The 14178-nt window shown below is 72.5% G+C and carries 12 protein-coding genes and 1 pseudogene; 3 read left to right on the top strand and 10 right to left on the bottom strand.

Annotation, left to right across the window (positions count from 1 at the left end; translation table 11 throughout):
• Positions 1-16 precede the first annotated feature (16 nt).
• The 7 genes and pseudogenes from pcaD to ACIF83_RS09165 form a co-directional block, all read right to left on the bottom strand.
• Positions 17-1165 carry a 3-oxoadipate enol-lactonase gene (gene pcaD, locus ACIF83_RS09195; RefSeq protein ID WP_393470121.1) on the bottom strand — a complete coding sequence of 383 codons (1149 nt, stop codon included), beginning with the start codon at positions 1163-1165 and terminating at the stop codon, positions 17-19.
• Positions 1162-2502, bottom strand: coding sequence for a 3-carboxy-cis,cis-muconate cycloisomerase (pcaB, locus tag ACIF83_RS09190; RefSeq protein ID WP_399724847.1), 1341 nt, complete (start codon positions 2500-2502; stop codon positions 1162-1164). The genes pcaD and pcaB overlap by 4 nt, the downstream gene beginning before the upstream one ends.
• The gene (gene pcaG, locus ACIF83_RS09185; protein ID WP_393470126.1) at positions 2499-3101 is read right to left on the bottom strand and encodes a protocatechuate 3,4-dioxygenase subunit alpha; all 603 of its coding nucleotides are present in this window, start codon (positions 3099-3101) and stop codon (positions 2499-2501) included. Before pcaG ends, pcaB begins: the two co-directional genes overlap by 4 nt.
• Positions 3102-3109: 8 nt before the next feature.
• Positions 3110-3883 (bottom strand): protocatechuate 3,4-dioxygenase subunit beta, encoded by a 774-nt coding sequence (pcaH, locus tag ACIF83_RS09180; RefSeq protein WP_393470129.1) that lies wholly within the window; start codon positions 3881-3883, stop codon positions 3110-3112.
• A gap of 63 nt (positions 3884-3946) precedes the next feature.
• Positions 3947-5223, bottom strand: a pseudogene (locus tag ACIF83_RS09175) (thiolase family protein).
• Complete coding sequence (locus ACIF83_RS09170; protein ID WP_393470135.1) at positions 5220-5864, bottom strand: CoA transferase subunit B; 645 nt, start codon at positions 5862-5864, stop codon at positions 5220-5222. Before ACIF83_RS09170 ends, ACIF83_RS09175 begins: the two are co-directional and overlap by 4 nt.
• The gene (locus ACIF83_RS09165; RefSeq protein ID WP_399724842.1) at positions 5864-6619 is read right to left on the bottom strand and encodes a CoA transferase subunit A; all 756 of its coding nucleotides are present in this window, start codon (positions 6617-6619) and stop codon (positions 5864-5866) included. Before ACIF83_RS09165 ends, ACIF83_RS09170 begins: the two co-directional genes overlap by 1 nt.
• A gap of 181 nt (positions 6620-6800) precedes the next feature.
• On the opposite strand from ACIF83_RS09165, the gene ACIF83_RS09160 reads away from it, so the two are divergent.
• Complete coding sequence (locus tag ACIF83_RS09160) at positions 6801-7268, top strand: MarR family winged helix-turn-helix transcriptional regulator (protein ID WP_399724839.1); 468 nt, start codon at positions 6801-6803, stop codon at positions 7266-7268.
• A gap of 12 nt (positions 7269-7280) precedes the next feature.
• On the opposite strand, the gene ACIF83_RS09155 is transcribed toward ACIF83_RS09160, so the two are convergent.
• Positions 7281-8201: a DUF3048 domain-containing protein gene (locus tag ACIF83_RS09155; protein ID WP_399725219.1), complete on the bottom strand. Its 921-nt coding sequence runs from the start codon at positions 8199-8201 to the stop codon at positions 7281-7283.
• A gap of 302 nt (positions 8202-8503) precedes the next feature.
• On the opposite strand from ACIF83_RS09155, the gene ACIF83_RS09150 reads away from it, so the two are divergent.
• The gene (locus tag ACIF83_RS09150; RefSeq protein WP_393470143.1) at positions 8504-9694 is read left to right on the top strand and encodes a zinc-dependent alcohol dehydrogenase; all 1191 of its coding nucleotides are present in this window, start codon (positions 8504-8506) and stop codon (positions 9692-9694) included.
• Between the two features lie 94 nt (positions 9695-9788).
• Here ACIF83_RS09150 and ACIF83_RS09145 read toward each other — a convergent pair whose 3' ends face one another.
• Positions 9789-10868: an ATP-dependent DNA ligase gene (locus ACIF83_RS09145; RefSeq protein ID WP_398140347.1), complete on the bottom strand. Its 1080-nt coding sequence runs from the start codon at positions 10866-10868 to the stop codon at positions 9789-9791.
• A gap of 74 nt (positions 10869-10942) precedes the next feature.
• On the opposite strand from ACIF83_RS09145, the gene ligD reads away from it, so the two are divergent.
• Positions 10943-11962 carry a non-homologous end-joining DNA ligase gene (ligD, locus tag ACIF83_RS09140; RefSeq protein ID WP_399724836.1) on the top strand — a complete coding sequence of 340 codons (1020 nt, stop codon included), beginning with the start codon at positions 10943-10945 and terminating at the stop codon, positions 11960-11962.
• A gap of 12 nt (positions 11963-11974) precedes the next feature.
• Here ligD and ACIF83_RS09135 read toward each other — a convergent pair whose 3' ends face one another.
• A complete protein-coding gene (locus ACIF83_RS09135; RefSeq protein WP_399724833.1) occupies positions 11975-14116 on the bottom strand; it encodes a HEAT repeat domain-containing protein in 2142 nt (713 codons plus the stop codon).
• Between the last annotated feature and the right edge of the window lie 62 nt (positions 14117-14178).

The raw sequence follows: 14178 nt of genomic DNA, 5'->3' as shown, positions 1-14178 counted from the left end.
GCTACGACCAGCAGGGTCACCCTCGGCCGGGCGTCCCGTCCTCGTCCTTCCCGTCCTCCTCGGCGAGCACCCGCTGGGCCGTCGCGAACGCCGAGTTGGCCGCGGGCACCCCGCAGTACACCGCGGTCTGCAGCAGCACCGCGCCGATCTCCTCCGGCGTCAGCCCGCCCCGCCGCGCCGCCCGGACGTGCATGGCCAGCTCGTCGTAGTGGCCGTGGGCGACCAGCGCGGTCAGTGTGATCATGCTGCGCTCGCGGCGCGAGAGGGTCGGGTCGGTCCAGATCTCGCCCCAGGCGTAGCGGGAGATGAAGTCCTGGAACCGCGCGGTGAACGGGGTCTGCCGGGCCTGCGCCCGGTCGACGTGCGCATCGCCCAGCACCTCTCGGCGCACCGCCATCCCGCTCGCCGGGGCCCCGGTCAGCTGGGTGCGCAGGGCGGTCAGGACGGCCTGCGGGCACTGCGCGGGTGCCAGGTGCGAGGCCCCGGGCAGCTCCACGAGGGCGGCCGCGGGCACCGCGTCCGCGATCTCCCGCAGATGCGCGGGAGGCGTCGCCGGATCCTGCCGTCCCGCCATGAGCAGGGTCGGTACGGCGATGTCGGCGAGCCGGTCGCGCAGGTCGAACGCGGCCAGCGCGTCGCAGCAGGCGGCGTACGCCGCCGGGTCGGCCTCCCGGTGGTCGAGCACCAGCCGCGGCACGGTGAAGCCGGGCGTGAACCACCGCGCGTCGGCGCTCTCCACCAGCCACCCCAGGCCCTCCCGGCGCACCCGCTCGGCCCGCTCCCGCCAGGGCGCGCTGCCGCCGAAGTGCGCGGAGGAGCAGATGACGGCCAGCGAGGTCAGCCGCTGCGGGTGGTGCACGGCCAGATGCAGGCCGACCGCGCCGCCGAGCGACACGCCCGCATAGGCGAACCGCTCGATGCCGAGCGCGTCGGCGAGCGCCAGCACCGACGCGGCGAGGTCGCCGACGGTGGCACCCGGCCCGATCAGGTCCGGCGCCGAACCACCGTGCCCCGGCAGGTCCCAGCGCACCACCCGGTGGGTGATCGACAGCTCGGGTGCGATCGTGTCCCACAGGGCGTACGAGGTGCCGAGCGACGGGCCGAGCAGCAGCGGGGGAGCGGAGGCCGGGCCTTCTGCCAGGTGGTTGAGGAGTTTCACGGTCAACGTCGCTCCAGGGCACGGTCGGTGAGGTCACCGGCGAAGCCGGTGTAGTGGGCGGGATCGGTGAGGTCGTCCAGCTCGACGTCCTTCAACTCTGCTTCCTCGGCGAGGAGTTCACCCAGTGAGCGATCCTCCTCATGGGCGCGCCGAGCCAGTTCGGTCAGCAGCTCCTTGGCCCGTGCCCGGCCGAGGACGGGTGCCAGCGCGGCGGACAGCCGCTCGGAGACGATCAGACCCCGGGTCGTGTCGAGGTTCCGGCGCATCGCGGCGGGGTGCACACGCAGCCCCGCGGTCAGCTCGGCCGCATGGGCCGCCGCACCGCCCACCAGCCGGAGCAGGTCGCGCAGCGGCTCCCACTCGGCGTGCCAGGCGCCGGCCGGCCGCTCGTCCTCGGCGGCCAGGGAGCCGTACAGGGTGGCCGCGAGCTGTGGGGCGCGCCGGGCGGCGGCGGCGAGGAGCGTGGACCGCACCGGGTTCGCCTTGTGCGGCATGGCGGAGGAGCCGCCGCCCCTGCCCTCGCTCACCTCGCCGATCTCGGTGCGCGACAGCGTCAGCACGTCCACGGCGAGCTTGCCCAGTGCCCCCGCGGTGAAGGCGAGGCAGCCGGCCAGGTCGGCGACGGGCGTGCGGAGCGTGTGCCAGGGCAACGCCGGTGCCGCGAGGCCGACTTCGCGGGCGTACGCCTGGGTCAGCGCCTCCGCGTCCTGGGCGCCGTACGCCTGCAGGGCGGCCAAAGTACCCGCCGCGCCTCCGAGTTGGGCGGGGAGCGAGTCCCGGACCCGGGTGATGCGGTCGCATGCGTCCAGGACCAGCGAGCGCCAGCCGGCCGCCTTCAACCCGAACGTCGTGGGTACGGCGTGCTGGGTGAGTGTCCGGCCGGGCATCGGCGTGTCGCGGTGCTCCGCCGCGAGGCCGGCCAGCGCCCGCTCGGTACGCCCGAGGTCGGCGAGGATCGGCTCCAGGGTGCGTACGGCGACCAGCATCATCGCCGTGTCCATGATGTCCTGGCTGGTCGCGCCCCGGTGGACGTAGGGGCCGTACTCCTCGCCGACCGCCGCCGTCAGGTCGGCGACCAGCGGGATGACCGGGTTGCCGCCCGCCGGGGTGCGGGCCGCCAGCGAACGGATGCCGAAGTTCGCCGGGACGGCCGTCTCGGTCACCGCCGCCGCGGCCTCGGCCGGGGCGAGCCCGAGCGCGGCCTGCGCCCGGGTCAGCGCGGCCTCGGCGTCGAGCAGGGCCCGCAGATAGGCGTGGTCGCCGGTCTCGGAGGCGGCCTCGGACAGCCCCCACTCGGGGGCGAGCAGGCCCGTGTCGGCGTACGGCGGGGACACAGATGTCACTGGAACTCCAGGAAGACCGTCTCGCCTTCGCCCTGAAGGCGGATGTCGAAACGGTAGGTGCTGCCGCCCTCGTCGCCGGCGATCAGCGTGTCGCGCCGGTCGCCCACTTGGGTGAGCAGCGGGTCCGCGGCGAGCGCGGCCTCGTCGCCCGGCAGGTAGATCCGGGTGAACAGGTGCACGAGCAGGCCGCGCGCGAAGACGCACACGCTCAGGTACGGGGCGCTCTGCCCGCGTGCGCCGGGCCGCAGCGTCCGCGCGTACCAGTGGCCGTTCGCGTCGGTCTGGATGCGGCCCCAGCCGGTGAACTCCACACCGTTGCGACCCAGATGACCGCCGGTCGCCGGGTCCCGCCGGATGGAGCCGTCCACCTGCGGGACGGTGCCGTCGGGGCGCGGCCCCCACAGCTCGACGAGGGCGTCCGGAAGCGGATAGCCCTCGCCGTCGAGGACGTACCCGTGCACGGTGACCGTGTCGGGGTGTCCCACGGGCGCGATGTCCTCGCCGCCGCGGAACGGCAGCGCGTACCCGTAGAAGGGGCCGACCGTGTGGGAGGGGGTGGGCGGCACGCTCTGCGGGCCGCTCGTGTCGATCTTCGTCATCGCTTCCGTCAGCGTCCTTCCTCGATCCAGGTGGCGGCCGGGCCGTCCAGCACGATGTCCCAGTGGTAGCCGAGGGAGAACTCCGGCACCGACAGGCCGTGGTCGTAGGTGGCGACCAGCCGTTGCCGGGCCGCGTCGTCCGTCACGGACTGCAGGATCGGGTCGTACGGGAACAGCGGGTCGTTCGGGAAGTACATCTGCGTCACCAGCCGCTGGGAGAACGCCGTACCGAAGACCGAGAAGTGGATGTGCGCCGGGCGCCAGGCGTTGACGTGGTTGCGCCAGGGGTAGGGGCCGGGCTGGACGGTGGTGAAGTGGTAGCGGCCCTCGGCGTCCGTGAGGGTGCGGCCGACGCCGGTGAAGTTGGGGTCCAGCGGGGCGTCGTGCTGCTCGCGCTGGTGGGCGTAACGGCCGGCCGAGTTGGCCTGCCAGATCTCGACGAGCTGGCCGCGCACCGGGCGTCCGGCACGGTCCAGGAGCCGTCCGGACACGGTGATCCGCTCACCGACCGGCTGGCCGGTGTGCTGCCGGGTGAGGTCGTTGTCGATGTCGGTGAGGTCACGCTCCCCGAAGGCGGGGGAGTGCAGTTCCACCAGTTCGGGATCCTGGCGGGTGTCGATGGCGACCAAGGGCTGCTTGGGGTGGCGGAGCACGGAGGAGCGGTAGGGCGCGTAGTCGCGGCGCGGGTGGTGCTCGACGGGTGCTCCGTCGGCGACCCGCTTCTCGTACGCGGCGTGCTCGGCCGCGATCTCCTGGTCGATGTCCTGCTGGGTGAGAGTCATTGGGGGATACCTGACGCTTCCTTGGCGTTCGAGGAGGAGTCCTTGATGTTCGAGGACGAGTCCTCAGCGTTCGAGGACGAGGGCCAGGCCCTGGCCCACGCCGATGCAGAGGGTGGCCACACCGGTGCCGGAGCCACGACGGGCGAGCTGGTGGGCCACGGTGCCGGCGAGCCGGGCGCCGGAGGCGCCATGGGGGTCCCCCCGCTCGAGCGAAGCCGAGAGTGGGGGAGGGTGGCCGAGGGCGATCGCCCCGCCCTGGGGGTTGAGGATCGCCGGGTCGAACTCGGGCCATTCGGCCACACAGCCGAGGACCTGGGCGGCGAACGCCTCGTTGAGTTCCAGCACGGACAGGTCGTCGAACCCCTTGCCCGCCTTGGCGAGGGCGCGGTTGACGGCCTCGACGGGAGCGAGCCCGAAGTACTGCGGGTCGATTCCCGACACCCGGTCGCGGTGACCCGGGCGAGGGGTTCGCGGCCGGTGGCCTTCAGCCCCTCCTCGTCGGTGAGGAGCAGGGCGGCGGCGCCGTCGTTGAGCGGGGAGGCGTTGCCCGCGGTGACGGTACCTCCCCCAGCCTTCGGCCGGGGGGATCCCGAGCCCGCTTCGTTCGCGCCGCGGAACGAGGGCTTCAGCTTCGCCATCGCGGCCAGGGAGGCGTCGGGTCGTACGCACTCGTCGGCGGCGAAGTCGACCGGGTCGCCCTTGCGCTGCGGGACCGGGACGGGCACCGACTCGGCGTCGAACAGGCTCTGTTGCCGGGCGGCGGCCGCCTTCTGGTGGCTGTGCAGCGCGTACTCGTCCTGCTGCTCGCGGCTGATCTTGTGCTTGTCGGCGATCAGCTCGGCGCTCTCCCCGAGCGGGATGGTCCACTGCGGGTCCATCCCCGGGTTGACCATGCGCCAGCCGAGCGTGGTCGAGTACAGCTCGGTGTGTGAGGTGGGGAAGGGCCTGTCCGTCTTGGGCAGCACGTACGGCGCGGGGGTCATCGACTCCACACCGCCCGCCACGGCGATCCGCGCGTCGCCGACCGCGATGGCGCGGGCGGCCTGGATCACCGCTTCGAGGCCGGAGGCGCACAGCCGGTTGACCGTCACGCCCGGTACCGAGGTCGCCAGGCCCGCGAGCAGGGCGGCCATGCGGGCGACGTTGCGGTTCTCCTCGCCGGCGCCGTTGGCGTTGCCGAAGTAGACGTCGTCGATGCGGGAGGGGTCCAGGCCGGGCGTGCGGGCGAGGAGTTCGCGGAGGGTGTGGGCGGCGAGGTCGTCGGGGCGCACGGAGGACAGCCCGCCGTCGTAGCGGCCGATCGGGGTGCGAACGGCGTCGACGATGTAAACCGGGTTCACAGCACGTTCTCCCCGATGGTCAGTTCAGCGTCGGTCCTGGTGACGACGTCTTCGACGGTCACGCCCGGCGCGGTCTCCACCAGGACGAGCCCCGCATCCGTGATGTCCAGCACCGCCAGATCCGTGATGACTCGGTTCACACACGCCTTGCCCGTGAGCGGCAGCGTGCACTGCTCCAGGATCTTCGGGGAGCCGTCCTTGGCCGTGTGCGTCATGACGACGACGACCGTACGGGCGCCGTGCACCAGGTCCATCGCCCCGCCGATCCCGGTGACCAGCTTCCCCGGGACCGCCCAGTTGGCCAGGTCGCCGCCCGCGGACACCTGCATCGCGCCCAGCACGGCCACGTCGATGTGTCCGCCCCGGATCATCGCGAAGCTCAGGGCCGAGTCGAAGTAGGAGGCGCCCGGCAGGACCGTCACGGTCTCCTTGCCGGCGTTGATCAGGTCCGGGTCGACCTCGTCCTCGGCGGGGTACGGGCCGGTGCCGAGGATGCCGTTCTCCGACTCCAGGACCACCTCGACGCCCGGCGGCAGATGGTTCGGGATCAGCGTCGGCAGACCGATGCCGAGGTTGACGTACTGGCCGTCCTTCAGTTCGCGGGCCGCGCGGGCGGCCATCTCCTCGCGTGTCCAGGCCATCAGGACCTCACCGTCCGCTGCTCGATCTTCTTGTCCGCCGCCTGTTCGGGGGTCAGCGCCACCACGCGCTGCACGAAGACGCCGGGCAGATGCACCGCGTCCGGGGCGATCTCCCCGGGCTCCACCAGCTCCTCCACCTCGGCGACGGTCACTCGGCCGGCCATCGCGGAGAGGGGGTTGAAGTTCCGGGAGGACTTGCCGAAGACGAGGTTGCCGTGCCGGTCGCCCCTGGCGGCGCGGACCAGCGCGAAGTCGGTGCGGATGCCCCGCTCGAGGACGTACTCCACGCCGTCGAACTCCCGGACCTCCTTGGGCGGCGAGGCGAGCGCCACCCCGCCCGCACCGTCGTACCGCAACGGCAGCCCGCCCTCGGCGACCTGCGTGCCCACGCCCGCCGGGGTGTAGAAGGCGGGGATGCCGGCGCCGCCCGCGCGCAGCCGCTCGGCGAGCGTGCCCTGCGGGATCAGCTCGACCTCCAGTTCGCCGGACAGGTACTGGCGGGCGAACTCCTTGTTGCCGCCGATGTAGGAGCCGGTCACCCGGGCGATCCGGCCGGCCGCCAGCAGCACCGCGAGGCCGGACTCCATCGCACCGCAGTTGTTCGACACCACGCGCAGACCGGTCGTCCCGCGCTCGTACAGCGCCTGGATCAGTACGTTCGGCACACCGCTCAGCCCGAAGCCGCCGACCGCGAGGGACGCGCCGTCCGGCACATCGGCCACCGCCTCCAGGGCAGTGGCGACCACCTTGTCCATCCGTGAAGCCTCATCTCTGCAATTAATCAGCGCACTGAGTATTTCATCGAGGTGCTCCTCACGCTGCCATCGGACGCCAGAGCCGTCAAGACCTCGTGGTACGCGGGATTCTGCATGCAGACACGTGTGCCTTCGGGCGAGTATCGTTCAGTACACCAACGAATTGAATGAGGGAGTGCACATGGCCGCGGTGGACCTCGCCACCCATCCCGGGCATCTGGCCCGGCGGCTCCAGCAGGCGCACTACCTGCTGTGGAACACCATGGTCTCCGAGGAGATCACCTCACCGCAGTTCGCGGTGCTCAACGCGCTCGTCGCCGAGCCGGGTCTCGACCAGCGGACCGTGGGGGAGCGGGTGGGCCTGGACCGGTCGACCATCGCCGAGGTCATCAGCAGGCTCACCCGTCGCGAGCTGCTGCACAAGGTCCGCGATCCGCAGGACGGCCGCCGCTTCCTGCTCCGCCTCACCGACGAGGGCCTGCGCGTCCACCGCAAGCTGACCGTGCGCACCGCGCGGATGAACCAGGTCTTCCTCGCCCCGCTCTCCCCCGAGGAGCAGGCCGTCTTCTTCGACCTGATCCGCCGGGTCGCGGACGCCGCCGAGGACCTGCGCAACCCGGCCGAGCCGCTGGTCGCCCCGCAGGGCTGAACGGCGGCCCGGTCAGGAGGGGGCCTCGGCGAACACCACCCACACCTGACCGGCGGCGAAGTTCATCGGGCTGCCGTCGGCCGCCGTGAACGCCGTGCCGTCCGTCGCCGACGGCCGGGACCAGGTGGCGTCGAAGGACCGGCCGTCCCGCAGCACCTCGGCCTTCCCGGAGCCGACCGTCTCGGTGTACGGCGTGCTGTTGCCGAGTACGTCGTGATACTGCGACGCGCGGATCTTCACGTACTGCACGACGACCGTCGCCGGCGCCGGCCGCCCCCCGTCGGTCGTCACCGTCGGTGTGCCGTCCATCGCGACCAGATAGCCGCCCCGCCCCGCGGACCAGGTGAAGGTGAAGCGTGCCGACGGATAGCGCACCGTCCGCGCGGACTCGGGCGTGCCACCGGAGGGCGCCGGACCGTAGCGGAACCCGGTGGTCAGCGCGGCCTTGCCCGGCGCGGAGGGCAGCAGCCGGGCGGGGTGCAGATACAGGTTGTGCGGCGCGGCCCTGTCGGTGCCCCGGTAGTAGGCGTCTGCGGCCTCGTCGGGCGACTCGGCCCGCACCGGGGCCTGGTGGATCAGCGGCAGCAGCTTGCGCTGGGCTCCGGAGAACGCCAGCGTCGGCTCGTCGAACTGGCGCAGCAGCTCCAGATCGGACTCGCGGGCGCTGCGCACCGGGCCGACCGCCTCGGGAAGAGTGCTGGCGTACACCGCCATCAGGCGGCTCAGGCCGCCCTCGACCTGCTCCGCGTACACGACGTCCGCCGCGTCGAGCCCCGTCTGTGGGCGGGCCGCCGGCACGTTGTCGATCTTCACGGCGAGCGGTGAGCCGTCTGCGGGTGCGGTGGTGCGGATGGGTGCCGGGGTCCGGTGCGGCGAGCGGTCGTCGCCGGCCGGGCCGTGCCGTGTGCAGCCTGTCGTCAGGGAGACCGTCATCGTGACGGCGACCAGGGCCGCCGTCAGTGCCGTGCGTCGTGTGCGCGTGCTGCTTCCTCTGACCACCGTTGCCCCCGTTCGTATGTATCGATTGTGTGCTCATCGGGTCATCGGGGGCCATCCCTGGTCGGTTCCGGTCATGCGCGTTCCGTGGGTCGATCGGGTCCACGGCGTGGCCCGGCGGTCCGATCCACCGGGGCGGCGCAGGTGTTCGTCGCGGCACGCGCGGGTACCCGGGCGCCACCGCAAACCGGACGCGCCAGGGCGAACCGGCGCGCACGCGAGCAAAGGAGCGCGACCCCATGAAGGCAGTCACCTGGCAGGGCAGGCGGGACGTGCGGGTGGAGGACGTGCCCGACCCGCGGATCGAACAGCCCACCGACGCCGTCATCCGCGTCACGTCCAGCGGCCTGTGCGGCTCGGATCTGCATCTGTACGAGGTGCTCACCCCGTTCATGACCCCGGGTGACATCCTCGGCCACGAACCGATGGGTATCGTCCAGGAGGTCGGTGCCGGGGTGCCGGACCTCGCCGCGGGCGACCGGGTCGTGGTCCCGTTCCAGATCGCCTGCGGCGATTGCTGGATGTGCCTGACCGGGCTGCCCACCCAGTGCGAGACGACCCAGGTCACCGGTGAGGGCATGGGTGCCGCCCTGTTCGGCTACACCCGTCTGTACGGCGCCGTGCCGGGCGGCCAAGCCGAGTACCTGCGCGTTCCGCAGGCGCAGTACGGCCCGATCAAGGTGCCCGAAGGCCCGCCGGACGACCGGTTCGTCTACCTCTCGGACGTGCTGCCCACCGCCTGGCAGGCCGTCGAGTACGCGTCCCTCCCGCCCGGCGGCAGCCTCGCCGTCCTCGGCCTCGGCCCGATCGGCGACATGGCCTGCCGGGTCGCGACGGCCCGGGGGGCCGAGCGGGTGTTCGGCGTCGACCTGGTGCCCGAGCGGCTGGCCCGAGCGAGCCGGCGCGGTGTGCGGACGTACGACCTCAGGGCCTACGACGACGAGAAGGAGCTGGTCGCCGCGATACGCGATGCGACCGACGGCCGCGGCCCGGACGCCGTGATCGACGCCGTCGGCACCGAGGCCCACGGCAGCGCCGCGGCCCGGCTCGCCCAGCAGGCGTCCGCGATGCTGCCCCGCAAGCTGGGCGCGCCGCTCGCGGAACGCTTCAGTGTCGACCGGCTCGGCGCCCTCCACCTGGCCATCGAACTGGTCCGGCGGGGCGGCACGCTCTCCCTCGTCGGCGTCTACGGCGGCACGGCCGACCCGATCCCGATGCTCACCCTGTTCGACAAGCAGATCCAGATGCGGATGGGGCAGGCCAATGTCCGCCGGTGGACCGACGCGATCATGCCCTATCTCACGGACGAGGACCCACTCGGCGTCGACGACTTCGCCACGCACCGGCTGCCGCTCGACGAGGCGCCGCACGCGTACGAGATGTTCCAGCACAAGCAGGACGGCGCGATCAAGATCCTGATGCAGCCCTAGGCGGCGTCCGGGTGTCCGACGTGCAGCGGACCGGACCCACCGGCGTCACCGTGACCGTCGACGCCTGCGACCTGAAGGCCGTTGCGGACCGGACCTAGGAGCCGTCCTCCCCGGCCCCGAGGATCTCCGCGAGGTCGTAGCGCACCGGTTCCTCCAGCTGCGCGTAGGTGCAGCTCTCCGGTGTCCGGTCCGGGCGCCAGCGGCGGAAGCGGGCCGTGTGCCGGAAGCGGGCGCCGTTCTCCATGTGGTCGTAGGCCACTTCGGCGACCCGCTCCGGCCGGATCGGCACCCAGGACAGATCCTTCTTGCCCGACCAGCGGCTCGGTGCCCCCGGCAGCCGGGCCGTCTCATGCGCCGCCTCGTCGCCCCAGGCCGCCCACGGATGCCCGGTCACGTCGTCCATCCGCAGCGGCTCCAGCTCCTCGACCAGCTCGGCGCGCTTCTTCATGGCGAAAGCCGCCGACACGCCCACGTGCTGCAGGGCGCCCCGGTCGTCGTACAGGCCCAGCAGCAGCGAGCCCACCACCGGTCCGCTCTTGTGGAACCGGTAGCCCGCCACGACGACATCCGCCGTCCGCTCGTGCTTGATCTTGAACATGACCCGCTCGTCCTGCAGATAGCGCAGATCGAGCGGCTTGGCGACGACCCCGTCCAGACCGGCGCCCTCGTACTGCTCGAACCAGCGGTGCGCCACCTCCACGTCGGTCGTCGCCGGCGCCAGATGCACCGGTGCGCTCACCCCGGACAGCGCCCGCTCCAGCAGGGCCCGCCGGTCGGTCAGCGGCACGTCGAGCAGGGCGTGGTCGTCCAGCGCGAGCAGGTCGAAGGCCACGAAGGAGGCCGGAGTCTTCTCGGCCAGCATCCGCACCCGAGAGTCCGCCGGATGGATCCGCTCGGTCAGCGCGTCGAAGTCCAGCCGGCCGCCCCGCGCGATCACGATCTCCCCGTCCAGCACGCACCGCTCGGGCACCCGCTCCGTCAACGCCGCTACCAGCTCCGGGAAGTACCTGGTCAGCGGCTTCCCGGTACGGCTGCCCAGCTCCACCTCTTCCCCGTCCCGGAACACGATCGCGCGGAACCCGTCCCACTTCGCCTCGTAGTGCATGCCCGGCGGGATCTTCGCCACCGACTTGGCGAGCATCGGCTTCACGGGCGGCATCACCGGCAGATCCATGCGTCCGATTCTGCTCGCATACGTCAGCTGCCGCCCGGTATGCGGGGTGTGCCGGGTGCGCCTACCGTGGCCGCATGGGTGCAGCGGTGGAACTGGAGGTGGCCGGCCGGACCGTACGACTGTCCAGCCCGGACAAGGTCTTCTTCCCGGAGCGCGGATTCACCAAGCTCGATGTCGCCCGGTACTACGCCGCCGTCGGCCCCGGCATCCTGCGCGCCCTGCGCGACCGCCCCACCACCCTGCAGCGCTACCCGGACGGTGTCGACGGCGAGTGGTTCTACCAGAAGCGCGCGCCCAAGGGCATGCCCGACTGGATCCCCACCGCCCACATCACCTTCCCCAGCGGCCGCAGTGCCGACGAGATGTGCCCGACCGAGGAGGCCGCCGTGGTGTGGGCCGCCCAGTACGGCACACTCACCTTCCACCCCTGGCCCGTGCGTCGCACCCACGTCGACCATCCCGACGAACTCCGCATCGACCTCGACCCGCAGCCCGGCACCGACTACGACGACGCCGTCCGTGCCGCCCACGAACTGCGTGCCGTCCTCGACGAGTTCGGCGGCCTGCGCGGCTGGCCCAAGACCTCGGGAGGCCGCGGCCTGCACGTCTTCGTGCCCATCGAACCGCGCTGGACGTTCACCCAGGTGCGGCGCGCCGCGATCGCGGTCGGCCGGGAGATGGAACGCCGGATGCCCGACCAGGTCACGATCAAGTGGTGGAAGGAGGAGCGCGGCGAGCGCATCTTCCTCGACTACAACCAGACCGCCCGCGACCGCACCATCGCCTCCGCCTACTCCGTCCGCCCCCGCCCGAACGCCCCCGTCTCCGCGCCCCTTCGCTGGGACGAGGTCGGCGCGGCCCACCCCCGCGACTTCGACCTCGCCACCATGCCGGCCCGCTTCGCCGAACTCGGCGACGTGCACGCCGACATGGACGACCACGCCTACTCCCTCGACGACCTCCTCGAACTGGCCCGCCGTGACGAACACGACCACGGGCTGGGCGACCTGCCGTACCCGCCGGAGTACCCGAAGATGCCGGGCGAACCCAGGCGGGTCCAGCCGAGCCGGGCCCGCCGCGAGCAGGACTCCTGACCCGGCCCGGCGCTAGCGCACCGGGCTGTCGATCCGCTCGCCGAACCCGGCCAGCACGCGCCGGCAGTCCTGCTGGAGGGCCACGTCGGTGGGAACGTCGTAGCGCATGTTGCCGGTGGAGTCGTCGTTGTTGTGGCGGCGGGGCGAGGCCAGCTCCGCGCGTATCAGCGGAAGCGCGGGTACGGCCGCCGGGCCCATGCCCGCCAGGCAGCGGGCCATGGCGGGGCGTTGAGCCGGCGTGGCCGACCACTCGGTCAGGAGCACGGGGAGCGTCTCGTCCGTCTCCCCGGTGACCTGCCACAGGCCCACTGCCGCCCGGGCGGGCGTGTGGCCGTCCGCGATCATCTCGCGGAAGGTGGGTGCGAGTGCGGCACCGGCCCGGCCCAGGGACTCGGCCAGCTGCAGGGCCGCGTACCACGGGCTCCACGAGCGCGACCGCAGGCCCTTGCGGACGACGGGGAGCACCGCGTCCGCTTCGCCGGTCAGGGCCCACAGGGCGTGTGCGACATGGATGCGGTGCTCGTCCGCGAGGGTGTCGTCGTCCCACAACCGCCTCACCAGCGGGGCTGCTTCGGCAGCCTGCGGGCCGTAGGCGGAGAGGGCCTCCAGGACCTCCCGTGTCGTCCGGAAGCGCTCGGCCTCGGCCAGGACGCGGGTCAGCAGGGGCACCGACTCGGCGTGCCGAAGTGTGCCCAGGGCCTCGACGAGGCCGTCCAGCTCCGCGGACGGTGTGCGGTGGTCCAGTCGGGCCAGCCGGTCGTGGAGCACGGGGCCGAGCGGAGCCGCCGCCTCGGGACCGAGCGCCTCGAGCCACCGGGACAGCTTCTCCGGCAACTCGACCACTTCGAGCACATGGGTGAGCGCCGGCACGATCCGGCCGTCGCCCTGCAGCGCCAGCACCTCGAGCGCCATGCCGAGGGCCATGTCCCGGAAGACCGTGTCGGTCTCCAGCGGGCGACCCTCCCAGCTCTCGACGTACGCCGCCACCCCCTCGGACACGCGGTGTGCCACCGGCGCGAGATACCGCAGTTCCGACAGCACCTCCTTCTGCAGCCGCAGATCGTCGTCGGCCAGCAGTCGGGCCAGCGCCAGCATCGGTTCGTCGTCGGGAGCCCGCCACCCGGTCAGCAGCCGTCCCGCCATGCCGACGGCGTGCCTGCGCTGGCGCAGACTGGGGCTGCCCAACTGGCCGACGAGGAGCGGGAAGCGCAGGTCGACCCGGTCGCGCAGCTCCGTGTGCAGCTCTTCGAGCAGGTCCGCCGCATCGTCCAGGTCCAGGCTGCGGCGGTGCTCCGCGTGCAGCTCGCGCACATGGGAGATCAGAGTGGCCGTGCGCGGCCGCTCGGGCGTGGCGGGCGGCGGGCCCAGGTCGTCCGCCTCCCGGGCCAGCCGCATCACGTCCAACGCGATCTCCACGGTGTCCGGCGGCAGTTCACCGGGCGCACTGCGCGCCAGCCGGGCCAGTGCCGTCATCCGCAGTTGGGGATCGGGGGTGCCGGAGACGAGATCCTTCAGCACCTGGACCGCCTCGGCGCCCAGCTCGGCGGGGTGCCGTCCGGCCAGTGTGCCCAGGGCGCGCGCCAGCGACCGGGCGGCCTCCGGGTCGGTCTCCGCGGGCACCCGATCACGCAGGGCGCCGAACACCCGCACCGGCTCCGGGTGCAGCCGCGCCAGCGCACCCGGCACGGCGGCCCGCACCCCGGGATCCGGATCGCCGAGCAGCCCGATGAAGTCCCCGGCCCGCTCGCGGACCAGGTCACGCGCCACGAAGAAGTGCCGCAGCCATTCCTCGTGTTCGTCCTCGTCGAATTCCGCGAAGGCCTCGGCCTCCTCCTCGTCCCACTCGTCCTCGTCCGAGACGTGGGCGATGCTGCACAGCAGGCCGATCACCGCACCCCGGTCCGCGATCGACGGGTTCGCGACCAGCTCGAACAGGAACGGGACGCAGGCGACCGTGCTGTCGTACACATCCCCCTGGTGGTGCACCGCGCCGTACATGCCGTCCAGCGCGATCTCCCTGCGCTCCGGGTCGTCCGACGCCAACCCCCACAGCAGCTCCGGCACATCGGTCGCCGATTCCGTGTACGCATGCCCCATCGACGCCCAGTCGACGTCGTCGATCCCCCCGAACATCCAGCCCTCCCCGTGGTTCATGGCGCGTGTTCCGCCACTGATCACAGGATGCCGCACGCCACTGACAACGGCCCGGGCCTGTG

Origin of the sequence: Streptomyces sp. NPDC085866, assembly GCF_044541035.1 — a bacterium.
In the GTDB taxonomy this organism is placed as follows: Bacteria; Actinomycetota; Actinomycetes; order Streptomycetales; family Streptomycetaceae; genus Streptomyces.
Note: the sequence above shows the minus strand (reverse complement) of the source record. Positions and strands in the feature narration are given on the sequence as shown.